At 58.5% G+C, this 23,488-nt stretch carries 22 protein-coding genes and 4 tRNA genes; 17 read left to right on the top strand and 9 right to left on the bottom strand.

Annotated features, from left to right (window positions below):
• Positions 1-7: 7 nt before the first annotated feature.
• The 6 genes from BFQ03_RS16460 to mgtE all read left to right on the top strand — a co-directional run bounded on the left by BFQ03_RS16460 (position 8) and on the right by mgtE (position 3,931).
• A complete protein-coding gene (locus BFQ03_RS16460) occupies positions 8-1,249 on the top strand; it encodes an aspartate kinase (protein WP_032861571.1) in 1,242 nt (413 codons plus the stop codon).
• Positions 1,250-1,432: 183 nt separating this feature from the next.
• The gene (gene csrA, locus BFQ03_RS16455; protein ID WP_003178872.1) at positions 1,433-1,621 is read left to right on the top strand and encodes a carbon storage regulator CsrA; all 189 of its coding nucleotides are present in this window, start codon (positions 1,433-1,435) and stop codon (positions 1,619-1,621) included.
• A gap of 62 nt (positions 1,622-1,683) precedes the next feature.
• Positions 1,684-1,774, top strand: a tRNA-Ser gene (locus BFQ03_RS16450).
• Positions 1,775-1,882: 108 nt separating this feature from the next.
• Positions 1,883-1,959: transfer RNA gene (locus BFQ03_RS16445), tRNA-Arg, on the top strand.
• A 72-nt stretch (positions 1,960-2,031) separates the two neighbouring features.
• Positions 2,032-2,108: transfer RNA gene (locus BFQ03_RS16440), tRNA-Arg, on the top strand.
• Between the two features lie 380 nt (positions 2,109-2,488).
• Positions 2,489-3,931, top strand: a complete 1,443-nt coding sequence (gene mgtE / locus BFQ03_RS16435; protein ID WP_032861570.1) for a magnesium transporter — start codon at positions 2,489-2,491, stop codon at positions 3,929-3,931.
• A 157-nt stretch (positions 3,932-4,088) separates the two neighbouring features.
• On the opposite strand, the gene BFQ03_RS16430 is transcribed toward mgtE, so the two are convergent.
• The 3 genes from BFQ03_RS16430 to BFQ03_RS16420 all read right to left on the bottom strand — a co-directional run bounded on the left by BFQ03_RS16430 (position 4,089) and on the right by BFQ03_RS16420 (position 5,242).
• Positions 4,089-4,415 carry an Arc family DNA-binding protein gene (locus BFQ03_RS16430; RefSeq protein ID WP_029294475.1) on the bottom strand — a complete coding sequence of 109 codons (327 nt, stop codon included), beginning with the start codon at positions 4,413-4,415 and terminating at the stop codon, positions 4,089-4,091.
• Between the two features lie 411 nt (positions 4,416-4,826).
• On the bottom strand, positions 4,827-5,006 hold the full coding sequence (locus tag BFQ03_RS16425; protein ID WP_032861568.1) for a PA3371 family protein: 180 nt from the start codon (positions 5,004-5,006) through the stop codon (positions 4,827-4,829).
• An 11-nt stretch (positions 5,007-5,017) separates the two neighbouring features.
• Complete coding sequence (locus BFQ03_RS16420) at positions 5,018-5,242, bottom strand: hypothetical protein (protein ID WP_065943571.1); 225 nt, start codon at positions 5,240-5,242, stop codon at positions 5,018-5,020.
• Positions 5,243-5,570: 328 nt separating this feature from the next.
• On the opposite strand from BFQ03_RS16420, the gene BFQ03_RS16415 reads away from it, so the two are divergent.
• Together BFQ03_RS16415 and BFQ03_RS16410 are read left to right on the top strand one after the other, a co-directional pair.
• Positions 5,571-5,647: transfer RNA gene (locus BFQ03_RS16415), tRNA-Arg, on the top strand.
• 373 nt (positions 5,648-6,020) lie between these two features.
• Positions 6,021-7,400, top strand: coding sequence for an MFS transporter (locus tag BFQ03_RS16410; RefSeq protein WP_065943570.1), 1,380 nt, complete (start codon positions 6,021-6,023; stop codon positions 7,398-7,400).
• Between the two features lie 63 nt (positions 7,401-7,463).
• Here BFQ03_RS16410 and BFQ03_RS16405 read toward each other — a convergent pair whose 3' ends face one another.
• The 4 genes from BFQ03_RS16405 to flgA all read right to left on the bottom strand — a co-directional run bounded on the left by BFQ03_RS16405 (position 7,464) and on the right by flgA (position 10,054).
• A complete protein-coding gene (locus tag BFQ03_RS16405; RefSeq protein WP_032861564.1) occupies positions 7,464-8,213 on the bottom strand; it encodes a flagellar brake protein in 750 nt (249 codons plus the stop codon).
• Between the two features lie 95 nt (positions 8,214-8,308).
• Complete coding sequence (locus BFQ03_RS16400) at positions 8,309-8,776, bottom strand: flagella synthesis protein FlgN (protein WP_032861563.1); 468 nt, start codon at positions 8,774-8,776, stop codon at positions 8,309-8,311.
• Between the two features lie 48 nt (positions 8,777-8,824).
• Positions 8,825-9,142 (bottom strand): flagellar biosynthesis anti-sigma factor FlgM, encoded by a 318-nt coding sequence (gene flgM / locus BFQ03_RS16395; RefSeq protein ID WP_032861562.1) that lies wholly within the window; start codon positions 9,140-9,142, stop codon positions 8,825-8,827.
• Between the two features lie 141 nt (positions 9,143-9,283).
• Entirely contained in the window at positions 9,284-10,054 is a 771-nt protein-coding gene (gene flgA, locus BFQ03_RS16390; protein ID WP_065943569.1) for a flagellar basal body P-ring formation chaperone FlgA, read from the bottom strand.
• Between the two features lie 81 nt (positions 10,055-10,135).
• On the opposite strand from flgA, the gene BFQ03_RS16385 reads away from it, so the two are divergent.
• The 7 genes from BFQ03_RS16385 (at position 10,136) to BFQ03_RS30275 (ending at position 16,440) form a co-directional block, all read left to right on the top strand.
• Positions 10,136-11,068 (top strand): chemotaxis protein CheV, encoded by a 933-nt coding sequence (locus BFQ03_RS16385; RefSeq protein ID WP_065943568.1) that lies wholly within the window; start codon positions 10,136-10,138, stop codon positions 11,066-11,068.
• Positions 11,069-11,111: 43 nt separating this feature from the next.
• Positions 11,112-11,939 carry a protein-glutamate O-methyltransferase CheR gene (gene cheR / locus BFQ03_RS16380; RefSeq protein WP_032861559.1) on the top strand — a complete coding sequence of 276 codons (828 nt, stop codon included), beginning with the start codon at positions 11,112-11,114 and terminating at the stop codon, positions 11,937-11,939.
• A gap of 317 nt (positions 11,940-12,256) precedes the next feature.
• On the top strand, positions 12,257-12,664 hold the full coding sequence (flgB, locus tag BFQ03_RS16375; protein WP_032861558.1) for a flagellar basal body rod protein FlgB: 408 nt from the start codon (positions 12,257-12,259) through the stop codon (positions 12,662-12,664).
• A 3-nt stretch (positions 12,665-12,667) separates the two neighbouring features.
• Positions 12,668-13,111: a flagellar basal body rod protein FlgC gene (gene flgC, locus BFQ03_RS16370; RefSeq protein WP_032861557.1), complete on the top strand. Its 444-nt coding sequence runs from the start codon at positions 12,668-12,670 to the stop codon at positions 13,109-13,111.
• A 16-nt stretch (positions 13,112-13,127) separates the two neighbouring features.
• Complete coding sequence (gene flgD, locus BFQ03_RS16365) at positions 13,128-13,859, top strand: flagellar hook assembly protein FlgD (RefSeq protein WP_032861555.1); 732 nt, start codon at positions 13,128-13,130, stop codon at positions 13,857-13,859.
• A gap of 31 nt (positions 13,860-13,890) precedes the next feature.
• Entirely contained in the window at positions 13,891-15,210 is a 1,320-nt protein-coding gene (gene flgE / locus BFQ03_RS16360) for a flagellar hook protein FlgE (protein WP_032861554.1), read from the top strand.
• Positions 15,211-15,402: 192 nt separating this feature from the next.
• The gene (locus BFQ03_RS30275) at positions 15,403-16,440 is read left to right on the top strand and encodes a hypothetical protein (RefSeq protein ID WP_239695250.1); all 1,038 of its coding nucleotides are present in this window, start codon (positions 15,403-15,405) and stop codon (positions 16,438-16,440) included.
• 86 nt (positions 16,441-16,526) lie between these two features.
• Here the strand turns inward: BFQ03_RS30275 and BFQ03_RS16350 are convergent, their stop codons facing one another.
• A complete protein-coding gene (locus BFQ03_RS16350) occupies positions 16,527-19,418 on the bottom strand; it encodes a ribonucleoside-diphosphate reductase subunit alpha (protein ID WP_065943566.1) in 2,892 nt (963 codons plus the stop codon).
• 805 nt (positions 19,419-20,223) lie between these two features.
• Between BFQ03_RS16350 and BFQ03_RS16345 the strand changes: the two genes are divergently transcribed.
• Both BFQ03_RS16345 and BFQ03_RS16340 read left to right on the top strand, forming a co-directional pair.
• Positions 20,224-20,949 (top strand): response regulator, encoded by a 726-nt coding sequence (locus BFQ03_RS16345; RefSeq protein ID WP_029300726.1) that lies wholly within the window; start codon positions 20,224-20,226, stop codon positions 20,947-20,949.
• On the top strand, positions 20,946-22,556 hold the full coding sequence (locus tag BFQ03_RS16340; RefSeq protein ID WP_032861551.1) for an ATP-binding protein: 1,611 nt from the start codon (positions 20,946-20,948) through the stop codon (positions 22,554-22,556). The genes BFQ03_RS16345 and BFQ03_RS16340 overlap by 4 nt, the downstream gene beginning before the upstream one ends.
• Positions 22,557-22,654: 98 nt before the next feature.
• Here the strand turns inward: BFQ03_RS16340 and BFQ03_RS16335 are convergent, their stop codons facing one another.
• A complete protein-coding gene (locus BFQ03_RS16335) occupies positions 22,655-23,371 on the bottom strand; it encodes a 4'-phosphopantetheinyl transferase family protein (protein ID WP_065943565.1) in 717 nt (238 codons plus the stop codon).
• Positions 23,372-23,488: the final 117 nt, after the last annotated feature.

Here is a 23,488-nt window from a genome sequence, read left to right as displayed (position 1 = left end):
CTTAGAAATGGCTTTGATCGTACAGAAATTTGGAGGCACCTCGGTCGGCTCTGTCGAAAGAATCGAGCAGGTCGCCGACAAGGTTAAGAAATTCCGCGATGCCGGCGACGACCTGGTAGTGGTGCTGTCGGCCATGAGCGGCGAGACCAATCGCCTGATCGACCTGGCCAAGCAAATCAGTGGCGACCAGCAACCGGTTCCGCGTGAACTGGATGTGATCGTTTCCACCGGTGAGCAGGTAACGATTGCCCTGTTGGCCATGGCGCTGAACAAGCGTGGCGTGCCTGCTGTGTCCTATACCGGCACCCAGGTGCGGATCCTGACGGACAGCGCGCACAATAAAGCGCGCATCCTGCAGATTGACGACCAGAAGATTCGTGCCGACCTGAAGGCCGGTCGCGTGGTGGTTGTCGCCGGTTTCCAGGGTGTTGATGAGCAAGGCAACATCACGACACTGGGGCGTGGTGGCTCCGACACCACCGGTGTGGCGCTGGCGGCAGCCCTGAAGGCTGACGAATGCCAGATCTACACGGATGTTGATGGCGTCTATACCACCGATCCGCGCGTCGTGTCCGTGGCCCAGCGCCTGGACAAGATCACCTTCGAAGAGATGCTGGAAATGGCCAGCCTCGGGTCCAAGGTGTTGCAGATTCGTGCGGTGGAGTTCGCCGGCAAGTACAACGTACCGCTGCGCGTATTGCACAGCTTCAAAGAGGGTCCGGGCACCCTCATTACTATTGATGAAGAGGAATCCATGGAACAGCCGATCATTTCCGGCATCGCCTTTAATCGCGATGAAGCCAAGCTGACCATCCGTGGCGTGCCAGACACCCCGGGCGTGGCCTTCAAGATCCTCGGCCCGATCAGTGCCGCGAATATCGAAGTCGACATGATCGTGCAGAACGTTGCGCACGATAACACCACCGACTTCACCTTCACCGTGCACCGCAATGAGTACGACGCGGCGGAACGTATCCTGCAGAACACCGCGAAAGAGATCGGTGCCCGTGAAGTGGTGGGTGACACCAAGATCGCCAAGGTATCGATCGTCGGTGTTGGCATGCGCTCCCATGCGGGTGTTGCCAGCCGCATGTTCGAGTCCCTGGCCAAGGAAACCATCAATATCCAGATGATCTCCACTTCGGAGATCAAGGTGTCGGTGGTGATCGAAGAGAAGTACCTGGAGCTGGCTGTGCGTGCATTGCACACCGCTTTCGAACTGGACGCGCCGGCCCGACAGGGCGAGTAACGCGTTGCCAGAAAGGCGCGGTTGACCCGCGCCTTTCTTTTTTGTCGGGCGAGGGCGCAGGCCTGTTCTTTTGCCCGTGCTCGACAATACTTAGGCATGCAGGGCCATGGCCGCAGGGTTATGGGCTCAAGGCCTTTTTTTGCAGACTGTTGTTCCCGAAATGAAATGCGTGAGGAGAAAGGTATGCTGATTCTGACTCGCCGATGCGCAGAAAGCCTGATTATTGGTGATGGCGAAATCACCGTGACCGTGCTCGGCGTCAAAGGCAATCAAGTACGGATTGGGGTCAATGCCCCCAAAGAGGTGGCTGTCCACCGTGAGGAAATCTACTTGCGGATCAAGAAAGAGAAGGACGACGAACCAAGCCATTAATTTTTATCGTTTTTTATGTTTGCAAACGGGGAAGAAGCTGGTTAATATACGCCCCGTGTTGCGGAGAGCTGGCCGAGTGGCCGAAGGCGCTCCCCTGCTAAGGGAGTACACCTCAAAAGGGTGTCGGGGGTTCGAATCCCCCGTTCTCCGCCATTATTTGCTTAGTACGTTGCAATCTGGTTTTTTCGCTAAGTTGTTGAAATTAAACGAAAAAATAGCTTTACATAGAGATTGAACGGCCTATAATGCGCGGCAACAAATGCACTCGTAGCTCAGCTGGATAGAGTACTCGGCTACGAACCGAGCGGTCACAGGTTCGAATCCTGTCGAGTGCACCATTTAAGAGTTAGTTGCAGCGATGCAGGTAGCTTGGCTCCAACCAGTTGTGATCTGGTCTAAAAACACAATCTGCACTCGTAGCTCAGCTGGATAGAGTACTCGGCTACGAACCGAGCGGTCACAGGTTCGAATCCTGTCGAGTGCACCATACAAACAAAAAGCCCGCCTAGTGCGGGCTTTTTGCCGTCTGGGGTTTTTGTTTTCGAGCTGTCGGGCAGGCATTGTTCTGTAGGATTTGTCTCGGCTTGGTATGTTTTTCTCTCGCCCATGTGTTTTCTTTTCTGCCGGTGTCGTCGCAGTTTCATACGTGCGGCCAATACTCAGCTTTGTGGCGCAAGCACTTGTTCTTTCCAGTTTTTTAACGTTTGAAGCGGCCGGGCGTGTATCATTGCGCCCGTCAGCCCCGCCGGGGCTTGTGGAATACCTCCATGGACTTACCCAGTAGTTACTCAGTACCCCGCTTTACCAATCATGAATTGACTGATTGATCCTTCCGGCGTGCCCCGCTGCTGGGAGTGGAGTTCGCCTATGACCGAAGTAGAAGTAAAGAAAACACAAGAAAGCCTGCAGGATCGCCTGGCGCAAGTTGTCGAGCTGCTGCATCGCCAGCGCGTGGTCGAAGATCTGACCCATCGCCAGGAAGGCCCTCATCAAGACCGGGTCGAGAACCTGGTCCATCGGCAGAATCTCGTCGAATTGCAGCGCAAGCTCGATGACCTGCACTCTGCCGACGTTGCCTACATCCTTGAAGCCCTGCCGCTGGACGATCGTCTGACGCTTTGGCAGTTGGTCAAGGCTGATCGCGATGGCGACATCCTCCTCGAAGTATCCGACTCGGTGCGTGAAACCCTGATCGCCGACATGGACGATCACGAGCTCCTGGCTGCGGCCAAGGAGATGGACGCCGACGAACTGGCCGACCTGGCCCCTGAACTGCCCCGTGATGTTGTCCATGAGCTGATGGAGACCCTCGACGGCCAGCAGCGTGAGCGAGTGCGCTCCGCGTTGTCCTATGACGAGGAGCAGGTCGGTGCGCTGATGGACTTCGAAATGGTGACCATCCGTGAGGATGTCAGCCTGGAAGTGGTTCTGCGTTACCTGCGGCGCCTCAAGGAGCTGCCGGGGCACACCGACAAGCTGTTTGTGGTCGACTACGAGGGCATCCTCAAGGGCGTGCTGCCGATCAAGCGTCTGCTGGTCAATGATCCGGACAAACAGGTCGCCGAGGTCATGGCCAGCGACCCGGTGAGCTTTCATCCTGATGAAGACGCCTACGATGCCGCCCAGGCATTTGAGCGTTATGACTTGATTTCGGCCCCGGTGGTCGACAAGAACGGCAAGCTTATTGGCCGTTTGACCATCGACGAGATGGTCGACCTGATCCGTGAAGAAAGCGAAAACGAAGTCCTCAACATGGCGGGTCTGCGTGAAGAGGAAGATATTTTTGCGTCAGTCTGGCGATCCCTGAGCAACCGTTGGGCGTGGCTGGCGGTCAACCTGGTCACTGCGTTCATTGCATCGCGGGTGATCGGCCTGTTTGAAGGTTCTATCGAGAAGTTGGTGGCGCTGGCAGCGCTGATGCCTATCGTGGCCGGTATTGGTGGCAACTCGGGTAACCAGACCATCACCATGATCGTGCGGGCGATGGCCCTGGATCAGGTGAGTACGGGTAATACCTCGCGCCTGATGCGCAAGGAATTGGCGGTGGGCCTGATCAATGGTCTGGTGTGGGGGGGTGTCATCGGCATAGTGGCCTACCTGCTGTATGGCAGTTGGTCCCTGGGCGTGGTGATGACGGCGGCCATGACCCTCAACCTGTTGCTGGCGGCGTTGATGGGGGTATTGATCCCCATGACCCTGGCGCGACTTGGGCGCGACCCGGCGATGGGCGCCAGTGTGATGATTACGGCCATGACCGACAGTGGTGGTTTCTTCATCTTCCTGGGTCTGGCGACGATCTTCCTGCTCTGATCTGCGGCTCGCTTCCCCTTGCTCGCGAAAAGCGTTAACGATAACGCGGGGCACCCATAGAAAATCGGTGCCCTTGAGTTTTTCGCGAGCAGGCTCGCTCCTACATTCCAGGCAAAAAAAAGCCAGCGCAAGGCTGGCTTCAGCTTTCAGTTGCCGATTATTCGGCTTCTGCAGCTGCCTCAACGTCATGGGCAATCAGCGACACAAGCGCATTTTGCTGACGGTGGGACAGTTGGCGAAACCGCTGCAGCAGCTCGCGCTCGTGCAGTGACAGCTCCGGGCTGTCCATGCGCATGCTCAGTTCGTCACCCAGCGCGCCTTCCTGAATAAGGCTTTGCTCCATGCGCGCGATGATTTCAGAGTTCATGCTGCGGTGATGATTGCGAGCCACCTCGGCAATGCGTTCCCGCATTCCGTCTGGCAGACGTACGACGAACTTGTCAGCCGTACGGCTGGAATAAATTGCCTGTTTCAATGGGCGCATATATTTAACCGGTTAGTTCAGGGGAGCGGTTTTTGGAATTGGCCGCAAGATGTGTGTTAGGACAAGGCTTGCGGACAAATGTTCAACCTGAATTGCAAAGAGGCCGCATCATGCCTCAAATTTGCCAGTTACTTGGCGTCAATTCTGTGACAAATATTGAACTTCCTACAGGCGTTATGCCAGTACTCATTTTCAAATTTGCGGACTGGTTGGAAAACTTTTCTGCGGGGTAATCTGGTTGCTGGTCAGCCCGCAGGCTCTCGATGCAAGAGGGGTTTCGGGCGCACATCCTATAGCAATATGGCCTTTTGCCCTTAATTTTAAGACTAGTGGCAAATGGCCGATTTGCGAGCCGAGGCGACATAAGGTCGAGGGAATATTGGCAGGGTGTCAATCTGTCGTCGCGGGTGTTCAGCGCAGGACGGGGTCGAATTTGAAGCGGCGTCCGACGATCACGGCTATCGCCAGCGCGGTTGCAAATACAGCGCAGGCGCCCAGGCAAAGGGCTTGCCAGTCGGTCGATGAGGTATTGAGCCCCAGGATGCCCGTGGAAAGGGTCAGGATGAGAAACAGCCAGGCGGGCTTGGTCATGATGGGTTCGCTTAGAAAATCAAGTGTTCAGAAGAACCGGCAGCCTGTGCATCCTGTGCCAGATGAACCGAGGGTTGGCCGTTGGCTGTCATGACGGCCAGTTGAGGTCGTTGCTGGGTCTGGTGGCTGCCCGTGTGGCTGAACTGTGCAGTATCACTGTCGTTGCTGGGTTGGAAGTGGAACGTCACCAGCACGGCCAAGGCCAGGGCGTTGAGGATCAGGAGTGTACTGTTCATGGGTGTTTCCCCGTGTTCATTGGCAGGACAGTGTTATAAACATAAGAGTGCAGTCATCGTGCCAGCTAGTATTTTGAGTAAAGTACTTTAAAAACAAATGCTTAGGTTGATCTCAAAAGTATGGCTCATTGCAATATGCAATGATGGCATTTCGCACTGATGCATTTTGCACGATAGGGTGTCAGACCTGTGGACGAAGGCTTATCGCTGGCGGGGCGGGAAGAGGGCTTACGCCTAAAAAGCTGACGGACGACATGACAAAACTCACCTCGGCCGTTAACATGCACGCCGTCCGTCGCAACGCCACTTGGCTGCGTGCCTGTCATTAGTCCCAGTAGCTCAATTGGATAGAGCATCCCCCTCCTAAGGGGAAGGTTGGCCGTTCGAACCGGCCCTGGGACACCATTTGCAGTCTCGTCTCCACCCCGACCGAGATGTTGAAAAACCCCGATCAGAATGTTCTGGCGGGGTTTTTTTATGGGTGGCTGTTTTCTTGGCCGTTTGGCCAGTGCTTTCGGGCTGGCTGGCGAGATATATTGTCAGGACCTGTATCTGTCCCTTGTCGGAGTGCGTCAGACACTCGCTTGCAGGCGAAGGAACTGTTGGGTGTCGAGTTCATCGAAGGCTGCATGCTTCGAAGATCCCGAGGTTTTCCTGTTTGTCGGATCAAAATACCCCCGGGTGCCTGTGTCGTTGGGTGCCTGGGTTTAACGACGCTTTGTCCTCAGGCTAGTGTGAATAGCCTGACACCCACCGCAAGGAGCCGCTCGGACCGCCGATGCGCCAGATCTGGAAATCTTTTCGAGCCCTTTATTTCGCCTCCTTGATGATGCTGATTGGCTCCGGCTTGCTCAGTACTTACCTGGCCTTGCGCCTGGCGGCTGATAATGTCGACAGCCTGTGGGTCGGTGCGCTGATGGCGGCCAACTATTTTGGCCTGGTGCTGGGGGGCAAGATCGGGCATCGCCTGATCGCCCGCGTGGGGCATATCCGGGCCTACGCCACCTGTGCCGGGATTGTCGGTGCCGCGGTGCTGGGGCATGGCCTGGTGGATTGGCTGCCGGCCTGGATCGTGCTGCGGATCATCGTCGGCCTGGGCATGATGTGCCAATACATGGTTATCGAGAGCTGGCTTAACGAGCAGGCGGATGCCAAGCAGCGCGGCGTGGTGTTCAGCGGTTACATGATCGCGTCCTACCTGGGGCTGGTGCTGGGCCAGTTGATTCTGGTCATGCATCCTCAGTTGGGGCTTGAGCTGCTGATGCTGGTGGCGTTGTGTTTTGCCCTGTGCCTGGTGCCAGTCGCCATGACCCGGCGTATTCACCCCGCGCCGTTGCATCCGGCGCCCATGGAGCCGCGCTTCTTTATCAAGCGGGTACCGCAATCCCTGAGTACGGTGTTGGGTGCTGGCCTGATTGTGGGCTCTTTCTACGGTTTGGCGCCGTTGTACGCGTCCCAGCAGGGGTTGAGTACCGAGCAGGTCGGTCTGTTCATGGGTAGCTGCATTTTTGCTGGCCTGTTGGTGCAATGGCCATTGGGCTGGCTGTCGGATCGCTATGACCGGGCGTTGCTGATTCGCTGTTTTGCCCTGTGCCTGGCCGTGGCGGCATTGCCGCTGGCGATCATGACCCGGGTGCCGCTGGAAGTGCTGTTTGTGGCCGGCTTCCTGTGCTCGCTGGTGCAGTTCTGTCTCTATCCGTTGGCCGTGGCTTTTTCCAACGACCACGTCGAGGGTGATCGCCGGGTGTCGCTCACTGCGATGTTGCTGGTGACCTATGGGGTGGGCGCGAGTATCGGGCCGTTGCTGGCTGGTGTGGTGATGAAGCTGTTTGGCAACCAGATGCTCTATGCGTTCTTCAGCTTGTGCGCATTGATCCTGGTCTGGCGCATTCGCCCCAAGGCTGTGACCAACCTGCATCAGGTGGACGACGCGCCGCTGCATCACGTGGCGATGCCCGACAGTATGTCCAGCTCGCCCTTGGTGGCGGCCCTCGACCCGCGTGTAGATGAGCAGGTGGTCCAGGACCAGATGCAAACGACCGTGCCTGAACCTGCGCCCGAAGCTGAGCCTGAGGTAGAGCCACAATCTGAATCCGAGCCGCCGGAGCATCCCGACCCGGATGATCATCCGCATGACCTGAGCCGGGCCCGTCCCTGAAACAAAAAAAAACGGGCAGTTCCCCAAGGAACTGCCCGTTTTTTTGTGCCGCGCGTTTGGCGCTTACATGTCGTCGTCTTTATCGAACCGTCGCGCCTCGCGCTGCAGTTGGTAGACAAAACGCTCGACTTGGCGCTGCACCAGGCCACTCATGTTGTGGAAGCGCACACCGGCAAAGGTGGTGTTGATCTTTTCTTCGAAGTGCAGGTAACGCAACTCCACCGCGGTGGTCATGCTGCCGAAGGGCAGGGCGGCGATAAAGCGGTCATAGACCTGGCCCAGTTGCAGGCGCTCGGAGATGTCACCTTCAAAACGCAACTTGCAGCCGGTGGCGGAAATATCCAGCAACTTGCCGCTGATAGGCGCCTTGAGTTTATCGCCGCCCATTTCGATATTCACCAGTTGCGCCAGTTTCAGCGCCGCACGAAAGGCGTTGCGGCGCTGATGGTAGACCACTTCTTCAGGCAGGCTGCCCTTGTAGATGCGGTGGCCGTCCAGGGCGCCGATGGTCAGGGCGCCATTGCTCTCCCAGGCCACGCGCACGCCTTCGTGAAAGCCTTCGATGCGAAAGGCTTCGCCATTCTCCAGGTAGCGTTCACCTTCGGGTGGAATCATCTCGTCCAGGCTCAGCGTCTTGCTGTCCTTGTCGACATCCACCAGGTAGCTCTGGAAGCGCTGGTTGCGTTCGTGGAAGGTGATGATCAGGGGGTCGTGGCTCTCTTGCAGCAGCCGCAAGGTGCCGGCAATTTCCAGAGGTGTGGTAAGGACCTTGGGTGGCTGCGGAGCATCTTCCGCGCTAAGGGTGTTGAACACGGCTCTTCCATCTCCAGACAAAATACGACTACACGCAAGAACCGGCATTTTGCCAGCATGTGGCGCGCCTTGATAGGGCGCGCGATAAACCGGCGTCAGGCTTGGCTGAGGGTGCTGGGCTTGACCAGCCGGGAAGTGGAACCCTGGGCGTTGTACAGTGCTGGAGGTTCGCCGCCATGCAGGATGCGCAACTGGTTGGCGGTGGTAGCTTGTTGCAGTTGGATCGACTGGCCGTTGAGTACATTGGCCTCTTGGCAGTTGATCAACAACTGATTGAGCGCGGTGCTCTGGGCCAGCAACTGGTCACCGACCGAAGAATGGCTGGCCAACTGCTCCAGGCCGCTGTGGTCGGCGGGCAGGCCCAGGCTGAGCAGGATCTGGCTGCGTTTCTGGCCGTGTTGTTCAAGCAGGATGATCAGCGATTGCTTGCGTGCCAGGATGTCTTCCAGCAGGCGCATGTCGCGCCCGCACAGGGCCACGAATTCGTCTTGAAGCAGCTCCAGCAGGTGTTGCGCGGGAGCCAGGTCTTCAGTGATCAGTTGCAGCAGATTTTCGTCGTGCATGGCTGGCCTTGGGTTTTAAGCGTCCAAAAGCCCGGCGCAGGCCTTTGCCTAGCGCTCGGCTTTGATGATTTTGCTGGCTAAACGGTCGTTGTCGATCTGATAGCTGCCATCGGCAATCGCCTGCTTCAACTCGGCCACACGGGCTTTATTGACAACCGGCTGATCGCGCAGCGAGTCCGTGATCTTCTGCAACTGTTGAGCCTCATTGCTCAAATGCACCGATTCGCCACTTTGGGTCGATGCGGTTTGTTCTGCCTTGGCGGGCAGCGCCGGGGCCTTGGCTTCAACGCTGTCCTTGGCCGCGCTGGTGCGCGTGCCGCCGGGCGTTGGCTGGGCGTTATTCAATCGGCTGAAATCAATGACCATGTTAAAAAACCTCTGGGTATTTGGACGCTTGCCATGTTTTCGGCCATACCCGGACAAACTTTAGGCTCGATCGACAATAAACCTATGCACAGCGACATCGTGTGCACAGTGTAGGAAAAGCCAGCGTCCCACGCCAGTGATCTATAGCGCGACCTCCACTTGGCCCGGGGCCGTTACCCGGGCTTTGATCACGCGCTTGGAATTGAGGTTTTTCACGCGGATCTGCTCGCTCATCCCGCCATTGGCCAGGGCTTCCCCCGGCATTTTCACGTTCAGGCCGCCACTGCTGGCGGATATCACCACATGGTCACCTTTGCGCACGACTTCAGCCTGTTCCAGGTGAACCAGGGTGATGACTTGGTCGGTGACCATTGGTCGGGTCAGTTTTTGCCCCACGGCCTGGTCCACCGAGGTGAGGTAGCCCTGGCTGATCTGGCTGATGTCTCGTTCACGCAGGGCAACGTCTTCAAAACCGATGATGCCGGTGCGCTTGAGTGGGCGGGAGACGGTCACTACGTCGCGAAACAGTCGGACCTGAGCTGGTACGAACACGGTCCAGGGCGAGCTGCCGTCGCAGCGTACGCGCACGGTCACACGGCCAATGGGCTGGGCCGGGCTTTCCAGGGAGCCTGTCAATTCCTTGTCGCACATGGGCATGCGCAAGCGCGGGTCCAGCTGGTTGACCTGGATTTCATAACGGCCCGGTGTCTGGGTGGTCGCCAGATAATCTTCTACAGTGAACTCAAGAAAGCCTTGAGTGACGCCGATAAGCAGATCAGGCAAGGTGACGTTGTCGGCACGGGCCTGATGGCCTGTGCCCAAGGCAAGCAACGCCAACGCCATCCAGGCGCAGAGCAATCTGCGGTACTGTGGCGAGCGAAGGCGTCGGGAAACTGTCGTTTTGATGTCCATGGCCAATAAAAAGCAAAGCGCGTGCCGTTTCGTGTTGGGTGCGCGTCGTACCCGTAAGTTTTGTAGCGTAGGAGTCTGGGCATGGCGGGTGTAATGGATTCAGTGAACCAGCGCACACAGCTGGTAGGGCAGAATCGCCTGGAGTTGTTGCTGTTTCGACTCGATGGCAAGCAGCTATATGGCATCAACGTCTTCAAGGTGCGGGAGGTGCTGCAATGCCCCAAGCTCACCATAATGCCCAAGTCCAACCCGGTCGTGTGTGGCGTGGCCAACATCCGTGGCGCGACGATTCCGATTCTTGACCTGGCGATGGCCACCGGTTCGCCTGGCTTGCAGGATCGCGAAAACCCGTTTGTGATCATCACCGAATACAACACCAAGACTCAGGGTTTCCTGGTGCGCTCGGTGGAACGTATCGTCAACATGAACTGGGAAGAAATCCATCCACCACCCAAGGGCACCGGGCGCGATCACTACCTCACGGCAGTGACGCGGGTCGATAACCAGTTGGTGGAAATCATCGACGTGGAGAAGATCCTGGCGGAAGTGGCGCCGACTTCGGAGCATATTTCGGTAGGCGTCGTGGATGAACAGACCCAGCAAAAGGCCGTGTCCTTGCGGGTGTTGACGGTGGATGACTCCTCGGTGGCGCGCAAGCAGGTGTCCCGTTGCCTGCAGACCGTCGGTGTCGAGGTGGTGGCGCTCAATGATGGTCGCCAGGCCCTGGACTATCTGCGCAAGCTGGTCGATGAAGGCAAGAAGCCGGAAGAAGAGTTCCTGATGATGATTTCCGACATCGAGATGCCGGAAATGGACGGCTACACCCTCACGGCCGAGATACGCAACGACCCACGCATGCAAAAATTGCATATCATCCTGCATACTTCATTGTCCGGTGTATTCAACCAGGCAATGGTCAAGAAGGTCGGTGCCGATGACTTCCTGGCCAAATTCCGTCCTGATGACCTGGCCTCCCGGGTCGTCGAACGGATCAAATCTGCAGATCACGGCTAGGGGCTTTCTCCCTGGCGGTCACACGAGTTAAGAGGCGGTTTCATTGTCTACGGGTAATTTGGATTTCGAACAGTTCCGGGTATTCCTGGAAAAAGCCTGTGGCATATTGCTCGGTGAAAACAAGCAATATCTGGTATCAAGCCGTCTCAACAAATTGATGGAACAGCAGGGCATCAAGTCCCTGGGCGAGCTGGTGCAGCGCATCCAGGGCCAGCCGCGCAGCGGGCTCAAGGAAATGGTGGTCGATGCCATGACCACCAACGAAACCCTGTGGTTTCGTGACACCTATCCCTTTGAGGTGCTCAAGAACAAGGTCTTGCCCGAGGCAATCAAGGCCAGCCCTGGCCAGCGCTTGCGCATCTGGTCGGCGGCGTGTTCGTCGGGGCAGGAACCGTATTCGCTGTCGATGTCCATCGATGAGTTCGAGCGGACCAACATGGGTCAGTTGAAGGCCGGGGTGCAAATTGTTGCCACTGACTTGTCCGGCACCATGCTGACCAACTGCAAGACCGGTGAGTACGACAGCCTGGCCCTGGGGCGCGGTTTGTCCCAGGAGCGCCTGCAGCGTTACTTCGACCCCAAGGGCGCCGGCCGCTGGGCGATCAAGGCGCCGATCAAGAGTCGCGTGGAGTTCCGCTCGTTCAACCTGCTGGACAGCTACGCCAGCCTCGGCAAGTTCGACATCGTGTTTTGCCGCAACGTTTTGATCTACTTCTCGGCTGAAGTGAAGAAAGACATCCTGTTGCGCATCCATGGCACGCTCAAGCGTGGTGGTTATCTGTTCCTCGGTGCGTCCGAGGCGCTGAACGGCTTGCCGGATCATTACCAGATGGTGCAGTGCAGCCCGGGCATTATCTACCAGGCCAAATAGCGTCCAACCCAAAATGTGGGAGCGGGATTGTGTGGGAGCGGGCTTGCTCGCGAAGGCGGTGTGTCAGTCAAGTATCAAACAACTGATCTACCGCCTTCGCGAGCAAGCCCGCTCCCACATTTGTTTGTGTCACACCTTGGATAGCGGCAACGCTCGTTGCCGCTTTACTGGCGCTTCGCGGAAAGCGCTTGCCGCTTTTCCGCCATTGCCGCCGGCAATACCTCCCTAACCCCCTGATTTATTAGGCCTGACAAAGCTGGCATGGCGCTTGCTATATCCCTGTTACGAAAAGCAGGTCAGCCCTAAAGGTCTCCGCCATGAGCATCAGCTTCGATAAAGCGCTCGGTATCCACGAACAAGCCCTGGGCTTCCGCGCCCAGCGTGCCGAAGTCCTGGCTAACAACATCGCCAACGCCGATACCCCGAACTACAAGGCTCGGGACCTGGACTTTGCTGCCGTGCTCGCCGCACAGAGTGACAAGACCAAGAACGGTTCCTTCGCCTTGAACATGACCAATAACCGTCATATCGAAGCGCAGGGCCTGAGCAATGGCGACGAGTCGCTGATGTATCGCACGCCGATGCAGCCGTCGATCGACCAGAACACGGTCGATGCGCAGTTGGAGCAATCGAACTACGCCGAGAACTCGGTGAACTTCCAGGCCAGCTTCACCCTGCTCAACAGCAAATTCAAAGGGCTGATGTCAGCCCTGCGCGGAGAGTAAGTCATGTCTCTATCCAGTGTTTTCAATATTGCCGGTAGTGGCATGAGCGCCCAGACCACGCGTCTGAACACGGTCGCCAGTAACATTGCCAACGCCGAAACGGTGTCGTCGAGCATCGACCAGACCTACCGTGCCCGGCACCCGGTCTTCGCCACCATGTTCCAGGGCGCTCAGAGCGGTGGCAGCGAATCGTTGTTCCAGAACCAGGATGCTGCGGGCCAGGGCGTCCAGGTGTTGGGTGTGGTCGAAGACCAGAGCAACCTCGATGCGCGCTACGAACCCAATCACCCCGCCGCGAATGAAAAGGGGTACGTGTACTACCCCAACGTCAACGTGGTCGAGGAAATGGCTGACATGATTTCCGCCAGTCGCTCGTTCCAGACCAACGCGGAAATGATGAACACCGCCAAAGCCATGATGCAGAAGGTCCTGACCCTGGGTCAGTGATAAGGGGCGCTAAAGAATGTCCGTCACTAACGATGTGTCGAGTCAGTCGACGATCCAGAGTCTGTTCGACTCCAAGGTCAAGGATGCCAAGGCCAACCAGGGCAACCTGGCCGATACCGCCAAGGCCGCCTCGGGTAACCAGTCCCTGGGCAAGGATGCGTTCCTGCAACTGCTGGTTACGCAGTTGAAGAACCAGAACCCGCTGTCGCCCCAGGATAACGGCGCGTTCGTGGCGCAACTGGCGCAGTTCAGCAGCCTGGAAGGCATCAACACGTTGAACGACTCGGTGAACACCATCACCGGCAACTACAAGTCGTCGCAGGCACTGCAAGCGTCGTCGCTGGTAGGGCGCTCGGTCATTATCGAAACCGGCAAGGCCATGGTCGATACGAGCAAGAGCTTCACCGGCTCGGTCGCCGTGGGTTCGTCGGTGGGCAACGTCACCGTCAAGGTCACCGACAAGGACGGCAAGCTGGTCAAGACTATCGAGCTGGGCGCCCAGAGCGCCGGCAAGTCGGACTTTATCTGGGACGGCAAGAACGAAGCGGGCGAGAAGCTTGATTCCGGCACCTACACCTTTGCGGCCAGCACCAAGAATGATGCCGGTGATTCGGTTGCCCTGAAAACCTCGCTGCCGGCTACGGTCACCAGCGTGACCTTGAGCCAGACCGGCGGCGAAATGCTGCTCAATCTTTCTGGCGGCATGGGCAGCATCAAGCTGTCGCAAATTCAGACTATCGGTACATAGAGCCGGCTAAATACGGCAAGAGGAGAGAAACATGTCTTTTAATATCGGCCTTAGCGGCCTCTATGCGGCCAACAAACAACTGGACGTGACCGGCAACAACATCGCCAACGTCGCGACCACCGGCTTCAAGTCGTCCCGTGCAGAGTTCGCTGATATCTACGCGGCGTCCCGGTTGGGCACTGGCAACAAAACCATCGGTACTGGCGTCAACCTGGCCGCCGTTTCCCAGCAGTTCACCCAGGGTGAAGTGACCAGCAGCGGTGGCTTGCTGGACATGGGCATCCAGGGCGGGGGCTTCTTCGTGCAGAAGGGCAGTGACGGTTCGCTGGAATATACGCGTAACGGCTCGTTCAAGCCGGACAAGGATGGCTACATCACCAACAACACCGGCACTTCGCGCCTGCAGGGCTATGCGGCCGATGAAGACGGCAAGATCACCAAGAGCGGCCTGACCGATCTGCGGATCAACCTGTCCAACTTGCCGCCGAAAGCGTCGACCAAGGTTGATTCGACCAGCAACCTGAACTCTTCGAAGCCGGTGATCGACCAGGCGACCAGTCCTTTTGATCCAACGGTAGCGACCTCGTTTACCGAGCAATACGGCACCACGTTGTATGACACTCAAGGCAACGCCCATGAGATGGTGCAGTACATGGTGAAAACCGGCTCCAACACCTGGAAGTCCTACACCCTGATCGATGGCCGCAACCCTGACGGTACACCGGTCAAGGGCACTGGCGCGGTTGCTCCGGTGGCCTCGACGGTGACATTTGATACCGCGGGTGCGTTGAAGGGGATTGTCACCCCGCCAAGTACCGTATCCAACACCACCCTGACCATCAGCAACTGGAAGCCGGGCGTCATGGATAATGGCGTATGGAACCCGGACAACGGCGCTGCCGCCAACCCGGGTGGTATTGCGATCAATATGTCCAGCATCACCCAGTACAACTCGGCCAGCTACCGCAACCCGCCGATTACCGATGGCTACGCCACCGGCGAAATCACCGGGCTGAAAATCGACGGCAGCGGCGTACTGTTCGCCACCTTCAGCAACCAGCAAAGCAAGGCCATTGGTCAGATTTCCTTGGCCAGCTTCAACAACGAACAAGGCCTGCAGCCTGCCGGTGGCACCACCTGGAAAGAAACCTTCGCCTCGGGCCAGCCTGGCTACGATGCACCAGAAGCCGGAACTCTGGGGTCGATCGTGGCCAACTCCCTGGAGAACTCCAACGTCAACCTGACCAATGAGCTGGTGGACCTGATCAAGGCCCAAAGCAACTACCAGGCGAACGCCAAGACCATCTCCACCCAGAGCACCATCATGCAGACCATCATTCAGATGACGTGATGCGCTAGCGCTGCACAAGAAGCCCCTCTTCGGAGGGGCTTTTTTGTGGGCGCAGGAAAAGAGTCCGCCGTGGATTGAGTTACGCGCAGAAAAATGTGAGGAGGAACGCCTTGGCCCCGACGCACCAATGATTGGACAAGAGCCCATGAGGCTCATCCATCAAGAGGAGGGCTTGGTATGTGGGGAGCAGGAGTGTCCGCGCCAGATGCTGGGCGCATTAACTTTGTACCGGCAGTTGCGCGTAAGGAGTCTGCTCCTGCCGGGCCTGTTGGCGAATTGCCTGCGGTCAAGACCTTGCTCGGTCAGCTGTTTGATGCCGAGCAAGCAGGCAAGACCCAGACGGCTCAGGATCTGCGCGATAAGTTGAATGATCTGCGTCAGAAACTGGGTGATGAGAAATTCAAGGAAACGCTTAACAAGCTGACTCAGGAAGCGGATGACAAGTTTCTTGAGTTTCTCAAACGGATGTTGGACGAATGGTTTCCCAGTGATGGTGTAACTCCACCACCACCCAAGGGCGGCGGTGGCGGTGGCGGTGGCGGTGGTGGAGGTGGAGGTGGAGGTGGTGGGGTGAAGCCGGGAGGGTTTGGTCCCTCCGAGGCCATGGGTAATAAGCCGGTTACCGAAGGCTCCAAGCATTTCAACTACAAGCCCGATAACAGCAAGCCAGGGGAAAAACCGAACAACATCTGGAGTGGTTTCAGCCAGGGCCCAGATGGCAACTGCGTTACCGTTTCGTCGATAAAGGCCGCAATGATGCGGTATGGCCAGAAGCCCACGGACGTCTTCAAAACGGTGAACGAGACGAGCGCAGGTTATGACGTAACCATGCGTGACGGCTTCAAGCTTTCTTTGTCCAAAGATGAGTTGAGGCAAGCGGCCACGCACGCGCACTTCAAGGGTGATGATCCGGCGATGATGACTGATGCCAACGTTCTGTACGCTGCGAGTGCCAAGCGGGCGCAGATGGAAAACAACGACGGTACGGCTGGACACAGTTTCATGGCGGCGATGAACAGCCTCAACGATGGTGAGCACTCTCGTGAGGGCCTGGATCGCTTGGGGCTGAAGGGGCTTTACAGGCCGGCTACGGATGCCGACTTGAGAAGCAGTAAGGTGGGGACGGTTGAATATAATGGTCATTCGATGGCCGTGATCGACGGTCGCATCGAGTTGTGGGGGAAGCGAGGCAGCGTGCCTCAGTCGGGTATAGCGACCGTATTGATCTAGCCAGGCCAGGCAAAAAAAGCCCCCGATACGCTAGGCATATCGGGGGCTCTTTAGCCTTGAGAGGTTAAACCCAAGGCGGGCTTAGCTTATTGGCAAGCTTCGCAATCCGGCTCGTCAATCGCGCAGGCCTTTGGCACTGGTGCCGGACCGGCTGGCGCAGCAAGCACCGAATCATCACCATGGTTGCCGCTGGACACAGCGTTCAGCTTGCCGGTGTTGATGGTCGACTTCTCGGTGCTGGTCGCGGCCAGGGCACGGAGGTAGTAAGTGGTTTTCAGGCCACGGTACCAAGCCATGCGGTAGGTCACGTCCAGCTTCTTGCCCGAAGCGCCGGCGATGTACAGGTTCAGGGACTGGGCCTGGTCGATCCACTTCTGACGACGGCTGGCGGCGTCAACGATCCACTTGGTGTCCACTTCGAAGGCGGTCGCGTAGAGCTCTTTGAGTTCTTGCGGGATGCGCTCGATCTGCTGCACCGAACCGTCGTAGTACTTCAGGTCGTTGATCATGACCGAGTCCCACAGGCCGCGGGCTTTGAGGTCGCGAACCAGGTACGGGTTGATCACGGTGAATTCGCCCGACAGGTTCGATTTCACATACAGGTTCTGGTAGGTCGGTTCGATCGACTGCGAGACGCCGGTGATGTTGGCGATGGTCGCGGTCGGTGCGATGGCCATGATGTTGGAGTTACGAATGCCTTTCTGCACACGGGCACGTACCGGCGCCCAGTCCAGGGATTCTTCCAGGTCGACGTCGATGTACTTCTGGCCACGTTGCTCGATCAGGATCTGTTGTGAATCCAGCGGCAGGATGCCCTTGGACCACAGCGAACCCTGGAACGTCTCGTAGGCACCGCGCTCGTCGGCCAGGTCGCAGGAAGCCTGGATCGCGTAGTAGCTGACCGCTTCCATGGACTTGTCGGCGAACTCGACCGCAGCATCCGAACCGTAAGGAATGTGCTGCAGGTACAAAGCGTCCTGGAAGCCCATGATCCCCAGGCCGACCGGACGGTGCTTGAAGTTGGAGTTCTGCGCCTGTGGCACCGAGTAGTAGTTGATGTCGATCACGTTATCGAGCATGCGTACGGCGGTGTTGACGGTGCGTTCCAGCTTGGCGGTGTCCAGCTTGCCGTTGATGATGTGGTTCGGCAGGTTGATCGAGCCCAGGTTGCAAACGGCGATCTCGTCCTTGTTGGTGTTCAAGGTGATCTCGGTGCACAGGTTCGAGCTGTGAACCACGCCCACGTGCTGCTGCGGGCTGCGCAGGTTGCATGGGTCTTTGAAGGTCAACCATGGGTGGCCGGTTTCGAACAGCATCGACAGCATCTTGCGCCACAGGTCTTTGGCCTGGATGGTCTTGAACAGCTTGATCTTGCCTGGGTACTGGGACAGGGCTTCGTAGTACTCGTAGCGCTCTTCGAAGGCCTTGCCGGTCAGGTCGTGCAGGTCTGGCACTTCCGATGGCGAGAACAGGGTCCACGGGCCGTCGTCGAAGACACGCTTCATGAACAGGTCAGGGATCCAGTTGGCGGTGTTCATGTCGTGGGTACGACGACGATCATCACCGGTGTTCTTGCGCAGCTCGATGAACTCTTCAATGTCCATGTGCCAGGTTTCCAGGTACGCACATACAGCGCCTTTGCGCTTGCCGCCCTGGTTGACCGCAACGGCGGTGTCGTTCACTACTTTGAGGAACGGTACGACGCCTTGGGACTTGCCGTTGGTGCCCTTGATGTAGGAGCCCAGTGCACGCACCGGTGTCCAGTCGTTGCCCAGGCCGCCGGCGAATTTGGACAGCATGGCGTTGTCGTGGATCGCGTGGTAGATGCCCGACAGGTCATCCGGCACGGTGGTCAGGTAGCAGCTCGACAGCTGTGGACGCAGGGTGCCGGCGTTGAACAGGGTCGGGGTCGACGACATGTAGTCGAAGGACGACAGCAGGTTGTAGAACTCGATCGCACGGTCTTCTTTGTGCTTCTCTTCGATCGCCAGGCCCATGGCCACGCGCATGAAGAACACTTGCGGCAGTTCGAAGCGGATCCCGTCCTTGTGGATGAAGTAACGGTCGTACAGGGTTTGCAGGCCCAGGTAGGTGAACTGCTGGTCGCGCTCGTGGTTGATCGCCTTGCCGAGTTTTTCCAGGTCAAAGGTGGCCAGGATCGGGTTCAGCAATTCGAATTCGATACCCTTGGCGATGTAGGCCGGCAGTGCCTTGGCGTACAGATCGGCCATTTCGTGGTGGGTAGCGCTTTCGGCGACTTTCAGGAAGCCCAGGCCTTCGGCACGCAGGGTATCCATCAGCAGGCGCGCGGTCACGAACGAGTAGTTCGGCTCACGCTCGACCAGGGTACGGGCGGTCATCACCAGGGCGGTGTTGACGTCGGTCAGGGCCACGCCGTCGTACAGGTTCTTCAGGGTTTCGCGCTGGATCAGGTCGCCGTCGACTTCTTCCAGGCCTTCGCAGGCTTCGGTGATGATGGTGTTCAGGCGGCCCAGGTCCAGCGGCGCGAACGAACCATCCGCCAGGGTGATGCGGATCGACGGGTGCGCTTGCACGGCTTCGGCGGACGGCGCGTGTACGGCACGTTCCTTGGCGCGCGAATCGCGGTAGATCACGTAGTCGCGGGCCACTTTCTGCTCGCCGGCACGCATCAGGGCCAGTTCGACCTGGTCCTGGATTTCTTCGATGTGGATGGTGCCGCCCGATGGCATGCGACGCTTGAAGGTCGCGGTGACTTGTTCGGTCAGGCGGGCAACGGTGTCGTGGATACGCGACGAAGCGGCAGCGGTGCCGCCCTCAACTGCAAGAAACGCTTTGGTGATGGCGACGGTGATTTTGTCATCGGTGTAAGGAACGACAGTGCCGTTACGCTTGATCACACGCAATTGGCCGGGCGCGGTGGCGGACAGATCCATATTCGAATCGGCGGCCTGCGGCACGGAGCCTTGCGGGTTCTCGCGAGTTGTGTCGGTTTGCATGGGGGGTTGTCTCCACATTCTATATTTATTTGGGCACCATCACGGTGCCCACCGTTCCGTCCTGAAGCACTTACAACAGGCCTTGGCCTGGCATAACAACTTCGGGACAGGAGGAAGGGAGCTGTTCGCGCCGCTTCCATGCCGAAGTCTTTGGTTCGGGGCCGGGGCCCTTCACCGTATTCCTGATGGGTGACAGTGTTTGCACTGCAACACCCGTACCGCTTTCTCCCGTTCGGGCTGGAAAACAGCAGCCATCCGCGTGCGCGGTTTGGGCTTTCGAAAAAGGTTTAAGTTCAACCAAACAGGAGCAAGAAAGCGCTTGAGTTTCTTGTCTGAATTGTGTTTGGTCTTTTCGCTTGAAACCCTACATGTAGGGTTTTTTCAGCGCCGAGCTACAAGATAATGCGTTTTGGGGGGCTTAGCAACGCACTACCTGTGGATAACGCTGTGGGTAAAATGTGTATGAAAGGTGGAATAGCCGTGTAGGCCGCAGTACTGCTGCATCGCACCGTTTGTCACCGAATATTCCAAGCTGAAAACACCCGGTTGGATTTTTGCGGGCGCGAACCCTATCACAAAAAAACACGATTACCGAATGCATTTCCTGGCTTGTGTTGCAGGGTCAGGCCATGGCTACAATCGGCCTTTATTCGTGCGATATATTGCTCACTCCACATGACAACTGTAGGAGCGAGCTTGCTCGCGAAGGGCGTCAACGATAACGCTGACTTGCTGAATGAACGCGGCGCCCTTGGTTTCTTCGCGGGCAAGCCCGCTCCTACAATAATTAGAGTTGAGGTAGCGCATGGAGCAAGAAGCCTGGCAGGTATTGATTGTCGAGGACGACCAGCGTCTGGCTGAGCTGACCCGTGACTACCTGGAAAGCAACGGCCTGCGGGTCTCCATAGAGGGCGACGGTGCCCTGGCAGTGGCGCGGATCATTGCCGAGCAGCCAGACCTGGTGATTCTTGACCTGATGCTGCCTGGCGAAGACGGCCTGAGCATCTGCCGCAAGGTGCGCGAGCGCTACGACGGAGTGATCCTGATGCTCACCGCACGTACCGACGACATGGACCAGGTCCTGGGCCTGGACATGGGCGCCGACGACTATGTGTGCAAACCCGTGCGCCCGCGCCTGCTGCTGGCGCGGATCCAGGCCTTGCTGCGGCGCAGCGAAAGCGCCGAGCCCGCCGCCCCGGAAAAACAGCGCCGGCTGCAGTTCGGCCCGCTGGTGGTGGACAACGCCTTGCGCGAAGCCTGGTTGCACGACGGTGGCATCGAACTGACCAGCGCCGAATTCGACCTGTTGTGGCTACTGGTGGCCAATGCCGGGCGCATCCTGTCCCGAGAAGAGATCTTCACCGCCCTGCGCGGGATTGGTTACGACGGCCAGGACCGCTCCATTGACGTACGCATCTCGCGGATCCGCCCGAAAATCGGCGACGACCCGATCCACCCGCGGCTGATCAAGACCATTCGCAGCAAAGGCTATTTGTTCGTCCCCGAAGCTGCCGCCGACATGCTGTCGTGAACTCGATCTTCCTGCGCATCTATGGCGGCATGTGCGCGGCGCTGATCCTGGTGGCCCTGCTCGGCGTACTGGCCCTGCACCTGCTTAATGAAGTGCGCAGTGGCCAGTACCGTGAGCGCCTGGCCCACGGCACCTTTGCCCTGATGGGTGACAACCTGCAACCGATGAGCAGTATCGAGCGCCAGCGCGCCCTGGCGGTATGGGAGCGCTTGCTGGGGATTCCCCTGGCGTTGCAGAAAGTATCCGATGCCCAGTTGGACCTGAGCCAACGCAACCGCCTGCAACGGGGCCAGGTCCTGGTGGAGCAGACCGGGCCCCATGCGGCCAGGGTCTTGCGCCTGGTCAGTGAAAAAGAGCAACTGCTGCTTACCGGCGAAGTGCAGCAGATCAGCGAGCAATTGGCCCGGGCCACCATTTATTTGCTGGCCGATGAGCTGGTGCGTTTCCCGGTGGCCGAGCAGCCACAGCGTCTGGCCGACTTGAAACACGCCAAGGGCTTTGGCTTTGAAATGCACCTGCTCAAGCTCGACGAAGCCGACATGGATGAAGACCAGCGGCGGCGCGTGGCCGAGGGCGACACGGTGATGGCCCTGGGCAAGGGCGGTGATTCAATTCGCGTGTTTGCCGGCATGGTCGGCACGCCGTGGGTCCTGGAAATCGGCCCGCTGTACCAGATGAATCCTTACCCCGCGCAATGGCTGGTGCTGATTGCATTGATTGGCCTGACCCTGATCGGCTTGATCGTGTACCTGCTGGTGCGCCAGCTGGAGCGCCGCCTGCGCGGGCTCGAAGCGGCTGCTACGCGTATCGCCAAGGGCAACCTGGAAGCGCGGGTGCCGGCGCGCGGTGCTGACTCGGTAGGGCGGCTGGCGGCGGCCTTCAATGGCATGGCCGAGCACCTGCAACGCCTGCTGGCGATCCAGCGTGAACTGGTGCGCGCGGTGTCCCATGAGCTGCGTACCCCGGTGGCGCGCCTGCGGTTTGGCCTGGAGATGATCGGCGACGCCGCCACTCCTGAAGCCCGGCGTAAATACATGGAAGGCATGGACAGCGACATCCAGGACCTCGACGGCCTGGTGGATGAGATGCTCACCTATGCGCGCCTGGAGCAGGGCTCGCCGGCCTTGAGCTTTCAAAGGGTCGACCTCAGTGCCTTGCTCGACCAGGTGATCGACGAACTCGCGCCGCTGCGGCCGGCAATTGAAGTAGCGCGCGGGGTATGCCTGTCATCGGCGCACCTGGATGCGGCCTGGGTCGACGCCGAGCCGCGCTACCTGCACCGCGCCCTGCAAAACCTGGTGAGCAATGCCATGCGCCATGCGCAGTCGCGGGTGCTGATCAGTTACCAGGTGGGCCAGGTGCGCTGCCGTATCGATGTTGAAGACGATGGCCCGGGAGTGCCGGAAAGTGCCTGGGAACGGATCTTTACGCCATTCCTGCGCCTGGACGACAGCCGTACACGCGCCTCGGGCGGGCATGGCCTGGGCCTGTCGATTGTGCGGCGGATTATCTACTGGCACGGTGGTCGGGCCTTGATCAGCAAGAGCAACAACCTGGGCGGTGCGTGTTTCAGCCTGAGTTGGCCAAGGGACCAGGACAAGGCTTGAGATAGTCATTGCAGGCAAGCCAGTTCCTACAGTTGATCGAGTACATCCTTTGGAATGCAGTCAAATGTGGGAGCTGGCTTGCCCGCGATAGCTATCTATCAGGCGCCGACAGCTACCAGGCTCAACAACTGCCCCTCATTCACCGCAAACTGCCCCTCCAGCTCCTTTCCATAACACCACTCACTGGACAAATCCGTCAGCAATCGTAAGCGTAAAAATCCTGAGTCAGACCACTCCACCACCTCGGCATGCTCAAAGTAGAAGCGCTTGCGCACGATCGGGTAGAGCGCCTTGAACAGGCTTTCCTTGGCCGAAAACGTCAGGGTCACCCACTGCGCAATCTGCTCCCGTGGCCCGGCAGCCATGCGTTGCATCTCATCCGGGGTAAGGATTTCCCCGGCCAGGCGCTCGGCCCGTTCAAGTGACAGCAGGTTTTCCAGATCCATACCCAGCCCGCGCCATTGCGCCTTATGCCCGACAATGGCCGCGGCATGCCCGGTGCTGTGGGTGATCGAACCGCTGATATGGCAGGGCCACACCGGGGCGCGGTCTTCGCCGATGGCGGGGATAAAGTCCAGGCCTTCGAGCCGTTGCAAGGCACTACGGGCGCACAGCCGGCCGGCGAGAAACTCGGCCTGGCGCTTGGCTACCGAACGTTGGATGCTCGCCGGCGGCGGCACGGCGCAGCGCTGGAAGTCACTGGCCTCAAGCAGTTTTGGCTCGAAGCGCGTGCTCAGGAACACCGTGCCGGGCAAGGCGTCAGGCAATGGCCAATGGTCATCAAGTGGGGTGCAGCAGGCGGGTATTGGGTTCATGCCGGCTATTCTGCACGGGGCGGGACATACCTGGGTAGCCCGCCGGTTCAGACTGTGTTCAGTTCAACCGCCGTAAACTGCGCAAGCATACCTTCAGGGCCGCTATGATATTCCCTG

The sequence above is a fragment of the Pseudomonas sp. 25 R 14 genome, assembly GCF_900004755.1.
GTDB lineage: Bacteria > Pseudomonadota > Gammaproteobacteria > Pseudomonadales > Pseudomonadaceae > Aquipseudomonas > Aquipseudomonas brenneri.
Note: the sequence above shows the minus strand (reverse complement) of the source record. Positions and strands in the feature narration are given on the sequence as shown.